Annotated in this window: 13 protein-coding genes; 1 reads left to right on the plus strand and 12 read right to left on the minus strand. The window is 44.1% G+C overall.

The window, feature by feature from the left end; translation table 11 throughout:
* Nucleotides 1-86 precede the first annotated feature (86 nt).
* The 3 genes from NSU15_RS30355 to NSU15_RS30365 form a co-directional block, all read right to left on the minus strand.
* Complete coding sequence (locus tag NSU15_RS30355; RefSeq protein ID WP_042131698.1) at nt 87-317, minus strand: cold-shock protein; 231 nt, start codon at nt 315-317, stop codon at nt 87-89.
* A 93-nt stretch (nt 318-410) separates the two neighbouring features.
* Entirely contained in the window at nt 411-611 is a 201-nt protein-coding gene (locus tag NSU15_RS30360; RefSeq protein ID WP_019914582.1) for a cold-shock protein, read from the minus strand.
* Between the two features lie 419 nt (nt 612-1,030).
* Entirely contained in the window at nt 1,031-2,275 is a 1,245-nt protein-coding gene (locus NSU15_RS30365; protein ID WP_042131699.1) for a trypsin-like peptidase domain-containing protein, read from the minus strand.
* 477 nt (nt 2,276-2,752) lie between these two features.
* Between NSU15_RS30365 and NSU15_RS30370 the strand changes: the two genes are divergently transcribed.
* A complete protein-coding gene (locus tag NSU15_RS30370; RefSeq protein WP_042131700.1) occupies nt 2,753-2,962 on the plus strand; it encodes a hypothetical protein in 210 nt (69 codons plus the stop codon).
* Here NSU15_RS30370 and NSU15_RS30375 read toward each other — a convergent pair.
* From NSU15_RS30375 to dnaB, 9 genes are all read right to left on the minus strand, one after another.
* Nucleotides 2,928-3,737, minus strand: a complete 810-nt coding sequence (locus NSU15_RS30375; protein WP_339288671.1) for an MBL fold metallo-hydrolase — start codon at nt 3,735-3,737, stop codon at nt 2,928-2,930. The two genes, NSU15_RS30370 and NSU15_RS30375, sit on opposite strands and share 35 nt — an antisense overlap.
* Before the next feature lie 14 nt (nt 3,738-3,751).
* Nucleotides 3,752-4,492, minus strand: a complete 741-nt coding sequence (gene yycI / locus NSU15_RS30380; protein ID WP_042131702.1) for a two-component system regulatory protein YycI — start codon at nt 4,490-4,492, stop codon at nt 3,752-3,754.
* Nucleotides 4,493-4,529: 37 nt separating this feature from the next.
* Nucleotides 4,530-5,822, minus strand: coding sequence for a two-component system activity regulator YycH (yycH, locus tag NSU15_RS30385; protein WP_076120607.1), 1,293 nt, complete (start codon nt 5,820-5,822; stop codon nt 4,530-4,532).
* Nucleotides 5,819-7,648, minus strand: a complete 1,830-nt coding sequence (gene walK, locus NSU15_RS30390; protein WP_339288673.1) for a cell wall metabolism sensor histidine kinase WalK — start codon at nt 7,646-7,648, stop codon at nt 5,819-5,821. Before walK ends, yycH begins: the two co-directional genes overlap by 4 nt.
* Entirely contained in the window at nt 7,648-8,379 is a 732-nt protein-coding gene (gene yycF / locus NSU15_RS30395) for a response regulator YycF (RefSeq protein WP_042131706.1), read from the minus strand. Before yycF ends, walK begins: the two co-directional genes overlap by 1 nt.
* A 191-nt stretch (nt 8,380-8,570) precedes the next feature.
* Nucleotides 8,571-10,112, minus strand: a complete 1,542-nt coding sequence (locus NSU15_RS30400; protein WP_052414782.1) for a M23 family metallopeptidase — start codon at nt 10,110-10,112, stop codon at nt 8,571-8,573.
* A gap of 314 nt (nt 10,113-10,426) precedes the next feature.
* Nucleotides 10,427-11,074, minus strand: coding sequence for a hypothetical protein (locus NSU15_RS30405; RefSeq protein ID WP_339288675.1), 648 nt, complete (start codon nt 11,072-11,074; stop codon nt 10,427-10,429).
* A gap of 163 nt (nt 11,075-11,237) precedes the next feature.
* On the minus strand, nt 11,238-12,524 hold the full coding sequence (locus NSU15_RS30410) for an adenylosuccinate synthase (RefSeq protein ID WP_076120609.1): 1,287 nt from the start codon (nt 12,522-12,524) through the stop codon (nt 11,238-11,240).
* A 209-nt stretch (nt 12,525-12,733) separates the two neighbouring features.
* A complete protein-coding gene (gene dnaB, locus NSU15_RS30415) occupies nt 12,734-14,101 on the minus strand; it encodes a replicative DNA helicase (protein WP_042131710.1) in 1,368 nt (455 codons plus the stop codon).
* Nucleotide 14,102: the final 1 nt, after the last annotated feature.

The following is a 14,102-nucleotide window of genomic DNA, read 5'->3' on the forward strand; positions in this document are numbered from 1 at the left end:
ATAAAAAAAGCAAAAAAAATAAGACGGTTTAACCGTCTTGAAGTTGTTCACTGCTCTATAACAAGCTTGACTCATAAAGGCATTGGTTAGGTAATGGAAATACCCTTCTTCAGCGATTTGAGATCGCCATTCGAATTAAGCAATTGTGGTAGCATCTTCGTGCTGCGAACCATTGGAGAGTCACATAGACGGCAAGAAGGCGCATGTTCAAATGCGAAATTATCCCTCATCCATCCGTTGCATCCATCATTGGTACACGCCCAAATCGCGGTATTTTCTTCCGGTATTTCTTCCAAAGGTTTCTTCCGGTAGTTCATTGCCGTTCCTCCCATCCTGTAAGTCAATAGTGACTAACTAGATATAAAAAGACCGTCCCAACTTTCAAAAAGCTGGGACGGTTTCTTCTATTATTACAGTTTTACAACGTTTTCGGCTTGTGGTCCACGGTTGCCTTGAACAACGTTGAATTCAACGCGTTGGCCTTCGTCCAAAGTTTTGAAGCCGTCGCCAGTGATTGCGCTGAAGTGAACGAATACGTCGCTTCCGCCTTCAACTTCGATAAATCCGAATCCTTTTTCTGCGTTGAACCATTTAACTGTACCTGTTTGCATGTGTGTTACCTCCACAAATTTAAATTAATATGTTCTTTTTATCTTCAAACAAAGAAAAAATTCACACATTGAAAAAGGTTGTATTGCCAAATATAACAGCCCTTTTCAATGCGAAAATTAGGGACTAAATGTATGATTGATATCATATTACCACACCTGATTAGCAAAGGCAAGCTGGCATCCGGATTTATCCGGTTCTACCCTAATAAGTATTACCTTCCAATGTAAGGGTTGCCAGTCAGCCCAAAATTCATTAAATCAGCTTATAATTGCCATATTTATCAAATCTTTAGAAGAAACAAATCCCCGATAGCGATACAAAGTATCGCTATTTCAGGAAGGTCTACCTTCACAACTGAAGGGGTAGTCCGCTCTACTTGTCATTACTGCTATATCATTATATGCCGACTTTCAGTATATTATTCCTCTGGTTTTTCAAGAAGTTTAACTGTCGTCTGATTGACCTTCCCATTTCGGTAATAGGTGATCTTCAGATCCTCGCCAATCTTCGTTTGATTATATAAATACTTGCGAAGGGAAAGTGTGGATGTAATAGGCTCATCATTAAACTTTGTAATTACATCATTAAATTGTATTCCGGCTTCCTTTGCAGGTCCAACAGCATCCAGAACGACTACCCCATCCTTAACATTATTCGGTAGGTTCAGTTCCTTACGTTGATCCTCTGCAAGAGGAACGTAAGGATTATTTAAATCTACGGAATATACACCTAAGTAGGACCGGGCAATACGCCCTTTTTCAGCCAGTTCATTTGCGGTATCTATCACATGGTTAGCTGGAATTGCAAACCCTAGACCCTCTACACCTGCATCGGAGATTTTCATCGTGTTAATACCGATGACTTTACCATCCAGATCCACAAGTGCTCCGCCGCTATTACCTTCATTAATCGCCGCATCGGTCTGAATGACCTCTTGCTCCCAATCATATACGCCGTCCTGATTTAAGGATACAGGAACCTTCCGTTCAGTATAGCTGACAATCCCTGAGGTCAATGTGTCTCCAAGTCCTAAAGGGTTACCAATGGCAATCACTGTTTCACCTAGGCGAAGCTTGGAGGAATCTCCTAGCTGTGCGATCGTATTGATCCCCTTAGCATCAATAGAAAGAACTGCGATATCACTCACTTTATCCGTGCCAACAAGTGTAGCTTTACGTGTCTCACCATCTACTGTTACAACCTCAAGATTGCCGGAGTCTTCGATAACATGGTTATTAGTAATAATAAATGCTTTATTATCTACCTTTTTATAAATCACTCCAGAGCCTAATGCTGACTCATCCAGAATGTTCAATTCTTTATTATCTTCCTTATGATTGATAATACTTACTACTGCAGGACGAACCGTAGCAGCGGCTTGAATGATACGGTCAAACGGATCACTGCTTGGAGTAACCTCCCCAGTTGTTGCTACCGACTTCGGGGCAGTTTCATGACTCATTTGTCCAGTAAGCACACTGAATAAGAACACTGCCACCACAGCACTGATTAAGGAGCAGACGGCGGATATTTGCCAAGTGGATAAACCCTTGCGCGATCTTCGCACAGAATGCTTGCGGTTTGCAAATGATCCCTTTGATGCTTCATCCCCTCTGGACCGTGATACTTTAGTTGAATAGAAATCGTCATCAAACAATCCCACCGAAAATCTCCCCCTTCTATTGCCAAGCGTCCACAGTCTCTAAAACTTGAACCTAGCAATCACATCCCAAGCATAAACGCCTGTGCCGTCCTTAATAGAACGAAACGCATTTATGCGAGAATTACAAGACATACAAGAACCTTAGATGCAAAACACTTATGTTCTTATATTTCAGCACATATTACTGCATACTTTTAGACTCTCACAATCACTAAAAGGTTTCACTTTATCCATTAACCCCACAATAGTTTCAGTTAATCGAAAGAATATTAGAATCTTTCAATATATCTTCTCTATTAGGAATATTTTGCAACTTAAAAGACTACAATAATAGAAATGTTCCTTAAATTTAGGTTTTGCTCATTATGTCTACAATTGTATCACAGGCAACCCTCAATTCGTGATTTTCCTGAGGTAAAAGGTCTGCGAATTTTTTACAACTCCAATTTTGTTTTTACTATATAAGGAGGTATAATTATGAATTCTTTTTCTACAAGTATGGATCTGGTTGAGTTTATCGGTAAACTTGGTGATTTAAAGGATGAACACTATCATATGACCCTTGCCTTCAGTGCTATGATCGAATTAATGATCGATAAAGGCCTGATCTCCCGCCAAGAATTAGAACAAAAAACCGCCGAGCTTGATCAGCTTATGACAACTGGCTCAACTTATCCCATGGCGTAGGCTGATCATAATACGTATCACAAAGCTTAAACTCACTATCCTTGAAGAAACAACCCCGATCCTCCATTGCGCAACGTACCGACATTTTAGCCAAATCCATCATATTATGATCCCGGCTTAAATGCGCTAAATAGGTACGCTTGGTCCGTCCTGTGAGAATCTCACTAAGTGCTGCTCCGGCTGCTTCATTAGACAGGTGACCCATATCGCCAAGTATACGTCGTTTCGTATTCCACGGATAACGTCCCATCCTCAGCATTTCAATATCATGATTCGCTTCCAGTACCAATACGTCTGCATCTGAAATCGCATCTCTTACCTTGTCGCTAACATACCCAAGGTCCGTAGCTACACACAGCTTCTCTTTTCCATCATAAAAATTGTAACCTACCGGTTCCGCCGCATCATGAGAAATCGCAAACGACTCTACTCGCAGACTGCCAAAATCTCTATGCTGCCCCGACTCCATAATGATTCGGTTATAGTCCGGTATTTTGCCAATGCCTTTCTCTATAGCACCCCAGGTATTGGTGTTTGCATAAATCGGAAGATCGTATTTACGGGCCATTGCCCCGAGTCCCTTGATATGATCGGAATGCTCGTGCGTAACTAGAATCCCGTCTATATCATTACCCGTTAACTCGCGCATGGCTAACAGCTCATCGATCCGCTTGGCACTCAGACCTGCGTCAATCATAAGTGTTGTCTCCCCGTTCCGTACCACCGTAACATTTCCGGTAGAACCACTGGACAGTACTGTAAATGAAATCCCCATTTTCCTTACTCCTTCTAATCTGTTGTCTTCGGACTGATGATGTCCGCACTAATAGCATCCACATAATAGGCATTGCCGTTCTCCAGCATGAACCGCCACATCGGCGACGCTACCTGACTTTCGGAGTTGAACAGCTCACCATAATAACCAAGTTCAATCTCCTTCACTACAGAGTCTGCCGGAAAATATTTTTCAATCAAACTACTAAGCGCTTGTGATGCCGGCAGTACCTTCTGCTCCTTATCACTACTGCTTGCCCCAATCTCAATCTTCGGCGAGCGGTAAGCTACAATCTTCTGATCACTATTAATCAACTCTAGTCTAACTCGGAATAACGACCACTGATTCTGAACTAGCGGGTGAAGAACAAATTTCCCAACTTCACTTTCTTGTGAATCGAAGCGATAATTGGCGATGTCGGGAATTTGACTCTCAAGCGCCTTGCTAAGGTCAGAGAATGAAGAATAGATCAGCTTACTATCTATAGGAACATCTAATTTAATAGGTGGCTCATTCTGCTCTTCAGCAGAATATCGATAAGTTATATTAGGAAGCTGCGGGGTAGATGCTGGAATCGGACACAACACACGAATCCCTTTTTGCTCCATCACCGCTTGGGTTTCTTCAGATAGGGAAGTGAAATCGAGATTGGCACTAACCTGATCGCGCAAATCAATCCACAGCTGATAACAAAGCAGCAGATTCAGACCTAAAAAAGCGCAAATTAGTACATTTTTGGCTCTTCCCCAATCCATACCCTTACCTCCTAAATGTTATATGAACAACTTGTAATTAGTTTAAAGTAAGAACACTGCCATCAATAAGCGTAACCTTCCAGACTGGGAGCAGTTGCAGCTTCTCATCTTTCACTACAGGTACATACGCAGGCGTCAAATCCTTCACTCCCGAAGTTTTGCTGACTAACGACAATTGATTCTCCAGCTCCGCGCCTCCAGATAGCTCTACGATTTTCTTCTCTGCTTTACTCTCCTCAATATAGATTAATGAGCGTTCATAAGAGGATACGGTTCCCTGCTGCAATTCCAGATTAATTACGCCATACTGTAGCTGCGAATTACTCATGATCGGATAGGAGCCATATGGGTAGGAGCCATAGTATTGTTGAAAAGAGACCTTTCTCTCCTGTCTCCCCTCCTCGGTAGCTTCAAGACGATAGGTTCCGTTCCATCCACCATGCTGGTTCACAAATTCCACAGCTTCAAGCGCATCCTTGGCAGGTGTACTGTCTCCAGCTGGAAGTGCGGCTGGATCACTATAGCTCATCCAATTCCGTTCCTTATCGACCTGAAGACTGCGTTTGCTGTCCGTATAAATCTCCGATCCGTTTTTCTCGCGAATATATCTAGTACTTCCAACATCGAAGAAAAGATTACTCTGCATTTGTTCTATGGTATACATGCCTGAAGGCATCTCAACCTGAACTAGAGAAATCTTGCTGTCTGGCACATAATAATCACCGTCTACTGCCTTGTAAGGCGTCCAGTTTTTGCCGAAATCCACATGCTGCTGCACGTCTTGAACGGTTAAATCGGCTTTTGCCGCTTCATATATAATGTCGCCTCTCGTACTGAAGAAAATGGCATGCGCTTTGGAGTCATTCTTAATGTTATAGATCCAAATGCGATCGATGCTTTCTCCTTCAAACAGGGAATCAGGTGACAACTGCATAACCCGCTGTAGTAACGTTACCGGAATGCCGGATCCGAACGAAAGCTCAATCCCCGGATTCTCACTACGAATCTTATCCCAGTCATAATCCTGTACCGAGTGCCGCTGGAAGCTTTCAAATCCACGACCTTTTAACCGATTCATAATTAAGCTATAGAACGTTGAGTCTGGATAAAAAAGCGTATGCTTGTTATCGCCCATATGGATGATCATTTTGTCAGGGTACAATAGGTTCTCGACCTTTTCTTCTGGTCCCATATTATCCGTCTTCACATATAGATTCTCGGAGAGTACCGCAGAGTCTGCACCAGGCAGCCGGTAAATCAAATAATAACTCTCAACAAGACTTCCCACCACGAGCAAAGCTAGAATCCATGACTTCAATCTCTCCTTCATGCCTCACTCCCCCTTTGCTCATTCAGAGGTAGCGTAAAGGTTACCTTGGAGCCTTCATTAAGCTCGGATTGCAGGGAAATAGAGCCTCCATGAGCTTTCACAATTTCCCGGGCAATGGAAAGACCGAGTCCGGTGCCTCCCATATTCCGTGAACGTGCCTTATCCACCCGATAAAAGCGTTCGAAGATCCGCTCGATGTCTTTCTTCGGAATACCAATCCCGGAATCACGTACAGAAATGGAGAGCATTCCATCCTCATTCTTCAAGGCTTCCAATTCAATCGTACCGCCTTCTGGCGTATATTTTAACGCATTCGAGACTAGATTCCCCAGCACTTGATCAATTTGATCCCGATCAAGCCATGCTGTGCTGACATCCCTACGAACCCTTGTGCTAATATCGATACGTTTCTGCCGAATCTGAAAAGAAAAACGGTCTGCTACATCCTCTAGCATCTCAGTAATATCGGTCTGCTGAATTCTGAGAAGTTCCTCTTTAGAATCCAGTCGCGAAAGATGCAGTAGATCTGTAACCAGACGAATCATACGCTCGGTTTCGTTACGAATAACCCCAACAAATCGAACCGCTAACTGGGGATCCTCCAGCGCTCCATCATCGAGTGCCTCCACATAGCTCTTAATCGTTGTAAGTGGTGTTCTTAGCTCATGCGAAACGTTCGCCACGAATTCTCGGCGTGATTCTTCCAGGTTTTCTTGCTCAGTTACATCCTGTAACACAGCAATGGTACCAGCAATCCCACCTTCACGGCGATGAATGGGAGTAAACGTCACTCTCACGATATTAGAATCTTCTCCACCCATATGTGTTAGATGAAGCATTGCGGATTGTGCGTTTCCTTTCGCCAAGGCGCCACTCTGCTCATAGTCAAGACCTAGCAGCTTGTCCAATGGAGCACCTTCAGGCAATGGACCTTCTGTTCCCAGCATAAGTGCTGCCCGAAGGTTCATAAGAATCACTACGCCATTCTCATCCGTGGCTACCACGCCATCGCTCATGTTCGTCAGAATAGAGGTGAGCTTCTCCTTCTCCTCCTCATTCTGCGAGAGCGCCTCACGCAATCTTCCAGTCATATAATTGAATGCCTGACTGAGTTGTCCAATTTCATCGTTGCCCAGTACAGGCATTTTCCGATTGAAACGGCCCTCTGCAACAGCTGTTGCATGCCTGGTCATTTCTTTAATCGGTTGTGTAATGGTGTGTGCAAGAATAACACATAAGACAACTGTCAGTGATAAGGCTAACAGCAAACCAGAGATGAATACACTGTTGATCCTTCCCATGGTTGCATATAAATCTTTCATGTCAGCAGCAATATAGATTGCCCCAACCACCTTATCACCGGAGAGCACCGGCTTGGCCACAACCTTTTTACGCACATTATCATCAGCAATAATATATTCTTCATTATCGCTGATCCCCTGTAAAGCACGATTCACTACGGTCTGAGTATTGCGCTGTCCGACATAGTCATTCTGCGAGGGTACGGAGGTGGTAATAATTTTGCCGCTGGCGTCAAGCACCTGAATCTCGGCCCCGTTAATATACAGATTATTGACCATGCCACGCAGACTTTCTACAGCCGTTTCCTCGTCCGCCGTTCCAGCCTCACTGCCAAATTTATCAGCAGTCAGGATTGACAGCATCTCAGCACGTGCCTTAAGATCCTTCGTGAAATTATCCGTTAACGAGTTCTTCATCGAGCTGACAAAATAGACTCCGATTAACTGCATAGCTATCAGAATCAGCAGTACATAAATAATAATAAGCTTGGCCTGAATTGTCCGGAAAAAGGACCACCATTTCATCACAGTCCTCCGCTTTTAGGGCTATGCATCAAATAGCCAAGTCCGCGCCGGGTATAAATATATTCCGGCTTGCTGGGATTCTCCTCAATTTTCTCTCTTAGACGACGGATCGTCACGTCTACGGTCCGCACATCACCGAAATACTCGAATCCCCACACAGCCTGCAATAAATGCTCCCGGGTCATCACCTTACCCGCATGTTTGATCATATAATAGAGCAGCTCATATTCACGATGCGTCAAATCAAGCGGTTCTCCGCCCTTGTATACCATATACATATCTGTATCAATAAATAGATCAAAATGATAAATCCCCTGCTTGCTCTCTGCAGGCTCACTCGTCACTCCCGTTGGTGACGGTTTGTGCTGTCTCCGCATTTGGGCTTTAACTCTGGCGAGCAGTTCTCGTGTACTAAAAGGTTTAGTTACATAGTCATCCGCACCAAGCTCCAGGCCAAGCACCTTATCAATCTCTCCGTCTTTGGCAGTAAGCATAATGATAGGAATGTCCAAGTGCGCAGAACGAACCTCACGACAAACATCCATCCCGTCCTTACCAGGCAGCATAAGATCAAGCAGCATAAGATCAGGCTTTTTGGACAATGCCAGTTCCACTGCACTGTTACCGTCAAAAGCACAAATAACCTCGTAGCCTTCTTTTTCTAAATTAAACTTCAATATATCAGCAATAGGCTGTTCATCGTCTACTACCAGAATCGTTCCCATCTGCATGTCTCAGCTTCACCTTCCTATCCCTACTTAAAGATCATTCCTTTATTTTAACATACCTGTCTTACCGTCACATCCTACGAAATAAGGAATCGTCCACCTCAGCCAAAGAAATTCCTTTACCATCATTTACATATCGTAAAAAAAATAAAAACTGCTCGATTAACATCGAGCAGTTGAGGTTAACGTATGAATTATTGCAAATACTTCATCGGATTTACTGCAGTGCCATTCTTCCGAATTTCAAAATGCAGATGCGTACCCGTCGAACGGCCCGTGCTTCCCATTACGCCAATCTTGGCGCCTTGCTCCAAGCGCTGTCCCGTAGAGACTGAGATGCTATTTAAGTGACCGTAATAAGTCTCGTATCCGTTACGGTGATCCACGATAACCACATTTCCATATCCACTCTTCACACCTGCAAAGACTACAGTTCCAGCATCAGAGGCTTTTATGGTTCGATTGCCAGATACCATATCTATCCCCTTATGGGCACGGCTCCAGCGTTCGCCGAAACTACTAGTAAGGGTTGCTCCGCTTACTGGCCAACTGAACATGCCAGTTCCTTCTCCAACAACCTTCGTTCCTCGATAAACAACTTCAGGTAGTGATGCTTTTATAACGGTCTGGCCCAACCATTCTTCTTGTACAACCATTCCGTTTTTCTTTGTTAACCGATACTGCATTTCTTTAAGGCCTGTTTGTCCTGGACGAACGACCTTGCTTTTGCCAGCCGGTAACTGGTCGCTTTTACGCACGATCACTTCAGGTTCTGTAACTACCTGCTCTGACACTTGCTCTACAGTAACCACTGTAACATCTGGCTGTGGTACCTTCAGCTTCAGCGTATCACCAATCTTCAACGTTAGCTCTTTCACATCAGGATTGTTACTATAAATCTCTTTTTGTGTAATTTCAAACCGTTTGGCAATCCCCGAAATCGTATCGCCCTCTTGAACGGTGTAGAGAAGCGGTGCTTCTTTACCCTCGGTAAGCGTCTTGACTGCTTCCTCCACATCCAACACTTTATTAGGATCTGTTTTTACAGGAACAATAGAGACCTCTTCAGTAATCTTAACTGACTCCACTTGCTTGGCAGCTTTTGTCTTTGCAGCATTTGAACTTGAGGCCGCTGTTCTTGTGAGCTTACTAGCTGTTGCTACTTCAGTTTGTGGAACATAGTGATTCTTTACCCCTTCAAGCACCGCATTTGCGGTCTCTTGATCCTTAACAATACCAACAGCCTTGCCATCTACCATTAATTGTACACCTACAGCATAGGCCTTCAGCATACCATCCAATTTATTAAGTGTAGCCTCACTATCAACTTCAGGCTTATACGCTTTCTGCTGTTTAATTGTAATGCCTTCTGTCTGAAGTACCATTGTTTTATCAGGATACTTGTCCTGATATTCCTGTTGCTTCTTATCGTACAGCTGATTAAGCTGTGCCTGATCGTTAAGTTTCCCGATCTCCTCGCCCTTCACCAACACTTGATAGTAGGTTTCAGTATTGGCCGCTACATACTTTTTCTCTGCACCAACCAACACAGTGGTTAGAAGTACTAGGCCAACAGCTCCAATAATCCAAGAGCGCCGAAATCTACGAGTACCTTTTTCTTGATGAAAGTGCGTGGAGTCGTGATCGAAATTGTGGCTCTGCACATCTACCCCGGATTCTGCTTTGTGGCTATCCTGCAGTTTCCCCATCCGGCGCATGAACTTAAATCTCTTCATGAAACTCTCCCTTTCAGTCCGCTCTGTCATCCGAGACGAGCGGCCAAGCTAGTTATACGATCTCGATTATATAGATTACGACCATGAATATTTCTGCATATCCTAGTTCTAAGTTCCTGCTTCTAATGGACCGTTCAAAAGGTTACAATTGGTTACAAAAAATTAACCCTTTGACATCCTTGTCTAATGTACCATAGCTGAGCGAAAAATTTCAACTTTACACATATAAAAAAACCCACGAAATATGCGGGTTTTTTGCGCAAATATGAAAATTTAACCTATTTCTTGTGTCTATAAATTGACAATTACTAGAACTACTGAAGCGATTCTGTAGTTGGTGTAAGCATTTTCATTATGCTCTCGTATTCATCAGGATCAACATATCTGGCAATGACTTGTTGTAATTCCTTAACCTCATCCTCCGTTAGTCCATCCTCCATCGCCGTAGAGATTTTCTGCATCTCATCCTGCGGTAGTTTGGACATCAAAATATTGAATATATTTACCTTCTCCGCTGAAGGGAGATTATCTTTAAAGTCACCTAATGCCTCCGGTGTCATCACCAATTTCTGGTCCTCTGAACTTCCACTCTGGTTTTCATTAGTAGAGGACTCATTTGAGGCTTGTCCCATAACCGGTAAAGCATCTTCGGGTGCTTTTTCCTCCACAGGTTCTCCTTTTTCTTTTGCCGGTGTATCCTTACTATTATCTTTATCCTTATTTACCGTACTGCCTGTCGTCGCTTCTTTATTCGTTTTAGTGGTGTTCGTTTGGCTATCCATGCCAATAATACTCTTGATCATCCCGCCTAAACCTGGGCCTGGACTATCCACTTTAATATCGAAGCTTGCCAGCACCGATTGAATATAAGCATTTACAACCACGCCCGTGGTTAGAATTGAAAGTGTACTTGCGAGTACTACAATTAGGCATACACCCAGTGCACGCTTCACAATCTTCATCTTCGTCTCTCCTCTCACCTATGTTCAAGTCTATCCGGTAGATAATATCCATATTTTTCTATACCTCCAGTATTGACTAGAACCAGCTGCGGGAAACATACGAGTAACAGTAAACATAAAAAAAGAGACCTCTCTCGAGGCCTCTTATAAATGACTATGTTGCTTAGATATAAATTGGCATTACTTGATTCGTCTGCTCACGGTTACGGCCTACTGAGAAGATGGCAATCGGAATTCCTGTAAGCTCAGACACACGCTCAACATATCTGCGTGTATTGGCTGGCAGATCGTCCAATGTTTTTGCAGAAGTAATATCTTCACTCCAACCTGGAAGCTCCTCATATACCGCTTCACATTCTGCCAGCATTTTAAGGCTAGCTGGGTAATGCGTGATTACTTCACCACGGTATTTGTAGCCTGTACAGATCTTCACAGTCTCAAGTCCGCTGAGTACATCCAGCGAGTTAAGAGACAAGCCTGTAATTCCACTTACACGGCGAGCGTGACTTACAACAACACTGTCGAACCAACCTACACGGCGAGCACGTCCAGTAACTGTGCCATATTCATGACCCGTTTCGCGGATATAGTCTCCAGTTGCATCATTCAGTTCTGTAGGGAACGGGCCATCTCCAACACGAGTGGTGTAGGCTTTAGCAACCCCGATAACTTGTTTAATCTTGGAAGGTCCAACGCCAGAACCTATGCATACTCCACCTGCAGATGGGTTAGAAGAAGTTACAAACGGATACGTACCTTGATCGATATCAAGCATTACCCCTTGTGCACCTTCAAACAATACTTTGCGGTCTGCATCAATAGCTTCATTAAGAATAACCGACGTGTCTGTCACATAGTTACGCAGTACTTCCGCATATTCTAGGTACTGGGTCAGGATCTCTTCAACATTAAGAGCTTCCGCGCCATATACTTGAGTAATCACTTGGTTCTTCTCTTCCATTAAGTGACGGAGTCTCAATTCGAATTCCTCAGCGTCCATCAGGTCAGCAATACGGATACCGTTACGCGCAGCCTTATCCATGTAACAAGGACCGATACCTTTGCGTGTTGTACCAATCTTGTTCGGACCCTTGCGGTCTTCTTCTAGAGCATCCAGTACCATGTGATAAGGCATAATAACGTGAGCCCGGTCGCTGATCACTAAGTTCTTAGTGTCAAAACCGTTCTCGTGAATATAATTAATTTCTTGGATCAAGGCAGCTGGATTAATAACCATCCCGTTACCAATTACACAAGTCTTTTCTTTATAAAATACACCAGAAGGGATTAAGCTGAGCTTAAACTTCTCACCGTCAATCAGAATCGTGTGACCGGCATTATTGCCCCCTTGATAACGGGCAACCACATCTGCACTTTCCGCTAGAAAGTCAGTGATTTTCCCTTTACCTTCGTCTCCCCATTGTGTTCCCACGACGACTACCGTTGACATGTTCATTCCTCCGTAGGTGCTAGCCAGCACCATTATTTTTCATAATATGGGCCCTGTACGTCATTCTTATGTACGTAGCCCTCCGGACTCCAAGCGGATTTACCCACTAAAGGACAATACTCAGTGTAACAGCCGTTTTTTTCAAAGTCAAATAAAACGAACGATTACACAAAGAAATGTGCAATCGTTCGGATATCATACATGACAGGTTAACCAGCAAATGGTTCTGCATGTGCTCGCTCGTAGTTAACGAACTTGTTGAAATTTTTGAGGAAGACAAGCTCTACTGTCCCAACGGGACCATTACGCTGTTTAGCTATAATAATTTCAATAATATTTTTCTTCTCAGTGTCCTGATTGTAATAGTCGTCACGATACAGGAACGCAACAATGTCGGCATCCTGCTCGATAGAACCGGATTCACGCAAGTCACTCATCATTGGTCGTTTATCCTGACGCTGCTCTACACCCCGGCTAAGCTGTGACAGGGCGATAACCGGCACGTCCAATTCACGGGCAATCTGCTTCAGTGTACGGGATATATCCGATACTTCCTGTTGCCGGTTTTCCCCGCCTTTACCGCGGCCCTGAATGAGCTGCAAGTAGTCAATGACGATCATCCCGAGGCCCTTTTCCTTCTTGAGCCTTCGACATTTCGCACGAATATCCGTTACAGTAATCCCTGCTGTATCATCGATATAAATCTCCGCCTCCGATAGGGACTGAATGCCCATAGTCAGCTTCGACCAATCATCATCACTCTTAAAGTCACCGGTACGCATAGTATTCGCATCCAGATTAGCTTCGGCACAAATCATCCGTTGTACTAGCTGCGGTGCAGACATTTCCAGACTAAATATGGCAACCGTCTCTTTGGCACGCACTGCCACATTCTGAGCAATATTTAGCGCGAATGCTGTCTTACCTACAGAAGGACGGGCTGCAACAATGATCAAATCATTGCGCTGGAATCCATTAGTCATATGGTCTAAATCCACAAATCCCGTTGGAATACCTGACATGCCGCCCTTATCTTTATTCTGATGAAGGAGTTCAACCTTATCAAATACTTCCATCAAAACATCGCGGATTGCGATAAATCCACTGCCGCTGCGCCGGTTAGAGATTTCAAGAATTCGCCGTTCTGCATCACTCAGCATATCGGCAACATCTTCGCCACCCGTGTAACCCTCGCTCACGATCTGCGTCGCTGTACGAATCAAACGCCGTAGCATAGCCTTTTCTTCAATAATCTGCGCGTAGTATTCTACGTTGGCCGCAGTAGGCACAGCATGCGCCAGCTTAGCTAAGTAGCTAACACCGCCAATATCTTCAAGCTCTCCCTTGTCCTGCAGTCTTGAGGTAAGCGTAACAAGATCAATCGGCTGGCTCTCTTCTCCGAGCTGCACCATCGCCTCAAAAATCATTTGATGCGCTTTATCGTAGAAGTCTTCGGTATTCACCCGTTCCATTGCAGTAATGAGCGCTTCATCCTGCAACAGAACAGCACCGATTACCGCTTGCTCCGCCTCAAGATTCTGCGGGGGAACCCGATCGAAAAAGAGATCTCCACCCATT

Origin of the sequence: Paenibacillus sp. FSL E2-0201 (assembly GCF_037963325.1) — a bacterium.
Classification (GTDB): Bacteria; Bacillota; Bacilli; order Paenibacillales; family Paenibacillaceae; genus Paenibacillus_AQ.